The sequence below is a fragment of the Microbacterium sp. UBA3394 genome, from assembly GCF_002358725.1.
Classification (GTDB): domain Bacteria; phylum Actinomycetota; class Actinomycetes; order Actinomycetales; family Microbacteriaceae; genus Microbacterium; species Microbacterium luteum.
The window spans coordinates 1-4,049 of record NZ_DEPK01000084.1 but is presented as its reverse complement, the minus strand read 5'-3'; the positions used below and the strand labels follow the sequence as shown (position 1 = coordinate 4,049).

Sequence of the window (4,049 nt, the reverse complement as noted above, 5' to 3'; positions counted from 1 at the left end):
TCTCGGTGCTCATCCCCTCACCGCCCGCGCGTCGCTGCGCCACCGAGACGCGGCGCAGGGTCAGTTCGATGTCGATGCGGTCCAGCAGGGGTCCCGAGAGGCGCTGCAGGTAGCGACGGATCGCCATCGGCGGGCACGTGCACGATGAACCCGGAATGCCGTACCCACCGCACGGACACGGGTTGGTCGCCAGGACGAGTTGGAAGCGCGCCGGGAAGCTCGCGACCGCGCCCGACCGGTGGATCTCGATCTCACCGCTCTCCAGCGGCTGTCGAAGCGCGTCCAGCGCGTGACCGCTGAATTCGCCGGCCTCATCAAGGAACAGAACCCCCTCGCTCGCTCGTGCCACGGCGCCCGGATGGATCACGCGGCTTCCACCTCCGACGAGGGCCGCTGAGCTCGCGCTGTGATGCGGGGCTTCGAACGGTGCCACGCGCGGGAGCGACCGGATGGTTCCGCCTCCCAGTGAGCGGATGGATGCGACGGCCAGCGCCGCCTCGTCGTCGAGTGGGGGCAGGATCCCGGGCAGCCGTCGGGCGAGCATGGTCTTGCCCGCTCCGGGCGGGCCCGTCATGAGGAGATGGTGGCCACCCGCGGCTGCGACGACGAGCGCTTCCACCGCGTCGTTCTGGCCGATGACGTCGGCGAGATCGTGCCGGGCATCGGAGCGCACGTCGTCGATCGGGCGCCCGTTCGCCACCGGCTCGCAGTCGGGGACATCCACCCCGGCGCCGTGGAGGGCCGCGACCTCCGCGAGCGTCGTGGCCGCGCGCACCTCGATACCGTGGACGAGCCGGGCCTCCGGGCCGTTCGCGTGCGGAACCACCACGCGGGCGAAGCCGGCCCGCGTGGCAGCGACGACCGCGGGCAGCACCCCCGGCACCGGCCGCAGCCGCCCGTCGAGTCCCACTTCGCCGACGTGCACCGTCGCCGAGACCGACCCCACGTCGAGATCGGTCTCGGTCGCGATCGCGGCGACGGCGATCGCGAGGTCGAACGCCGATCCGTGCTTGGGGAGGTTCGCCGGCGACAGGTTCACCGTGAGCCGCCGTCGAGGCAGGGGCAGACCGCTGTTCTCGCACGCGTTGTGCACGCGACGCGACGCTTCGTTGAGAGCCTTGTCGGGGAGCCCGATGATGCGCATGTCGGGCGTCTGGTTGGACAGGTCGGCTTCGACCTCGACGATGGAGCCGACCGCCCCGTTGAGGGCGACGGCCCAGGTGCGAGCGACCGTCATGCCGGGACCGGCGGGCGGAGGGAGGAGCGTGTCATGTCCCGAGACTGCGCCTTCGCGACACCGCCCGCGGGGCGAATCTGCTCGGCCGTGCATGAACGGCCTCGGGACGAGGCTGGGGAGGGCAGGACAGGAACGGTCAGCGCAGATCGCGAAGATGCTCGATGCGTGCACGGCCCGGAGGGGAACCCGTCACGCCGATCACATCCGTCCGAAGGGCGAGCCCCCGCGACGGCTCCGGATGGGCCGCCGCCCACGCGCGACCCAGACGCCAGAGGCGACTCCGCTTGCGCTCGTCGACCGCGTCGAACGGATGCCCGAATCCGGTGCTCCTGCGCGTCTTCACCTCGACGATGACGAGTTCGCCCGCCTCACGGGCCACGATGTCGATCTCGCCCTGCCCGCAGCGCCAGTTGCGATCGAGAACCACGAAGCCGAGCGCGACGAGATGATCGTGCGCGGCCTGCTCACCGGCACGCCCGAGGTCGTCCTTGATCGCCATGAGACGACCCTGTCCGCCTCAGGCATCGCCGCGCGGCACATCCGGGCGATCTGTGGACGGACCGGCGGACTCACAGGCCCCGCTCCGCCCGGAAGTCAGCTGTCGAGGGAGAGCTCGTCCGGCAGCCGGAAGTCCCGTCGCGTCAGCTCTTCGACGTTGACGTCCTTGAAGGTCAGCACCCGCACGGACTTGACGAAGCGGTCGGCGCGATAGATGTCCCACACCCACACGTCGGTCATCGTGATCTCGAAATAGAAGTCGTGCTCGCTGTCGCGGCGCACGACGTTGACGTCATTGGCGAGGTAGAACCGCCGTTCCGTCTCGATGACGTACTGGAACTGGGAGACGACGTCGCGATACTCCTTGTACAGGGCAAGCTCGAGTTCGCGGTCGTAGTCCTCGAAGACTTCGTCATCCATGATCCCCCCATCCTACGGTCGTGACGGCCGCGCCGAGACCGCGCGATCACGTGGTCCGGATCATCAGGTCGATTCCCGTAGCGTGGTGTGCGCGGCACATCCCGCACCCGCTGAAAGGACTCCATAACCGTGGCTGAGACCGAGATCTTCGAACCGGACGGACGCGCCGTCCCCTACGCCGACGACCACGGCGACGGGCCGGCTCTCGTGCTCCTGCCCGGCGCCGGACTCCGGCTCGGCTATCTCGGCCTGCTGGCGGAGGCCCTCGGCGAAGAGGACTTCCGCGTGGTGAGGATCGGCTGCCGCTGGCCGAACGACGCCGTACCGGCGCCGACGCTCCACGATCTCGCGCAGGACGTCGTGGACGTGATGGATCACGTGGGCATGACACGGCCGTGGGTGGGCGGACACGGGTTCGGCGGCACCGTCGCGCGGACGGTCGCCCTGGACCATCCCGCGCGTGCCGCCGGCGTGCTGCTGCTCGCCGTCGAGGGCGGGGCGCCCGTGGAGGTGTCCCCCACGTCCGAGATCCCCGAGAACGCCTACGACCGGGAGCGGATGGCTCTGCAGCGCGCCGCCCGCGCCGCGTCTGCGGAGATCGGCGCCGCGACTCTCGCGCCCGGGATCCCGGTGCTCGCTCTCCAAGGGTCAGCCGACCGCGTGATGCCTCCGGCGAACGGCGAAACCCTGCGCGCCGCGGCCCCGGAGCGGGTCAGCCTCGTGACGATTGACGGCGCGGCCGACCTCTTCCCCCTCACTCACGTCGGCGAGACGGCATGGCCGATCGAGGACTACCTCGACTGGGACTGACGTCCCGGCGCGGCTCAGAACAGGGTCGGAGCACTCGCGATGGACCACGACGCACGATGGTGGGGGCTCATGCCGTGCCGGCGGATCGCCTCCCGGTGATCGGGGCTGGCGTAGCCCTTGTTGCGCGCCCAGTGGTAGGCGGGCAAATCGTCGTGCAGCCCGGTCATGAGACCGTCACGGGCCACCTTGGCGATGACCGAAGCCGCCGCGGCGCTTGCGCAATCCCGGTCTGCCTTGATCACCGGTGTGACCGACAGGCCGGCGCCTCCGGCCGGGGTGATGTAGTCGTGATTGCCGTCGAGGATCACGATCGCCTCCTCGGGGACGACCCCCTGGGCGCGCAGATCGCCGATCGCGCGCAGCGCGGCCAGGCCGAGCGCGCGGATGATCCCTACCTCGTCGATCTCCGCCGCGCTGGCCCATCCGACAGCGTTCGCCGACACCCACGATGCAGCGCGCGCCGCCACCTCGGGACGGCGAGCCTCGGGGACGAGCTTGGAATCCCGCAGCCCCTCCGGTACGCGTCGACGCGAGCGCCCGGCGTCGACCACCGCGGCGCCCACCGCCACCGGGCCCGCCAGCGCTCCGCGACCGACCTCGTCGCAGGCGATCACGAGCGCATGCTCGCGCAGCAGCCGGCGCTCGAGCGTGAGACGAGGAACGGCGACGGTCACTCGGCCGACTCCTCCTCGTCGGCCGCGGGCTCGTCCGGAACCCCCGCGAACACCTCGTGGTGGAAGTCGAGCGTGCCGAACCGATCGAACGGCCACGTGATGAGGAACGCCCGACCCACCAGGTTCTCCAGCGGCACGAACCCCTCTCCCGGCTGGTCCTGGTTGTAGCGGCTGTCCTTCGAGCGGTAGCGGTTGTCGCCGAGCACCCACAGGCTGTCCTCGGGAACGACGACATCGAAATCGTCGGCGGACGCGGGCGAATCCGGCGTGGGCAGCTTCAGATAGGTGGTCTCGTCGATGGCGACCCCGTTGACGGTGATCTGGCCGACGTCGTTGCAGCAGACGACCTCGTCACCGGGCAGACCGATGATGCGTTTGACGAGGTGGTCATCGCTGTCGGGCGCCGCCAG

Annotated in this window: 6 protein-coding genes; 1 reads left to right on the top strand and 5 read right to left on the bottom strand. The window is 70.4% G+C overall.

The genetic code is table 11. The annotated features are described in order from the left end of the window. The 3 genes from B4E30_RS04710 to B4E30_RS04700 form a co-directional block, all read right to left on the bottom strand. Positions 1 to 1,237 (bottom strand): YifB family Mg chelatase-like AAA ATPase (locus B4E30_RS04710; RefSeq protein ID WP_286793716.1); only part of this gene is annotated, 1,237 nt, incomplete at its 3' end. Positions 1,238 to 1,373: 136 nt separating this feature from the next. Continuing rightward, the gene (locus tag B4E30_RS04705; RefSeq protein WP_286793714.1) at positions 1,374 to 1,736 is read right to left on the bottom strand and encodes a YraN family protein; all 363 of its coding nucleotides are present in this window, start codon (positions 1,734 to 1,736) and stop codon (positions 1,374 to 1,376) included. A gap of 95 nt (positions 1,737 to 1,831) precedes the next feature. Next, positions 1,832 to 2,155, bottom strand: coding sequence for a DUF2469 family protein (locus B4E30_RS04700; protein ID WP_071043217.1), 324 nt, complete (start codon positions 2,153 to 2,155; stop codon positions 1,832 to 1,834). Between the two features lie 129 nt (positions 2,156 to 2,284). Between B4E30_RS04700 and B4E30_RS04695 the strand changes: the two genes are divergently transcribed. Next, a complete protein-coding gene (locus B4E30_RS04695; protein WP_286793712.1) occupies positions 2,285 to 2,965 on the top strand; it encodes an alpha/beta fold hydrolase in 681 nt (226 codons plus the stop codon). Between the two features lie 14 nt (positions 2,966 to 2,979). Here B4E30_RS04695 and B4E30_RS04690 read toward each other — a convergent pair whose 3' ends face one another. Both B4E30_RS04690 and lepB read right to left on the bottom strand, forming a co-directional pair. Then, positions 2,980 to 3,639 (bottom strand): ribonuclease HII, encoded by a 660-nt coding sequence (locus B4E30_RS04690; protein ID WP_286793710.1) that lies wholly within the window; start codon positions 3,637 to 3,639, stop codon positions 2,980 to 2,982. Further along, the coding region (lepB, locus tag B4E30_RS04685; protein ID WP_286793708.1) for a signal peptidase I at positions 3,636 to 4,049 on the bottom strand (414 nt) is incomplete at its 5' end. The genes B4E30_RS04690 and lepB, both read right to left, overlap by 4 nt.

Coding starts and splice junctions, on each gene's coding strand:
- B4E30_RS04700 (WP_071043217.1), bottom strand. CDS start 2,155: ATGGATGACGAAGTCTTCGAGGACTACGACCGCGAACTCGAGCTTGCC.
- B4E30_RS04705 (WP_286793714.1), bottom strand. CDS start 1,736: ATGGCGATCAAGGACGACCTCGGGCGTGCCGGTGAGCAGGCCGCGCAC.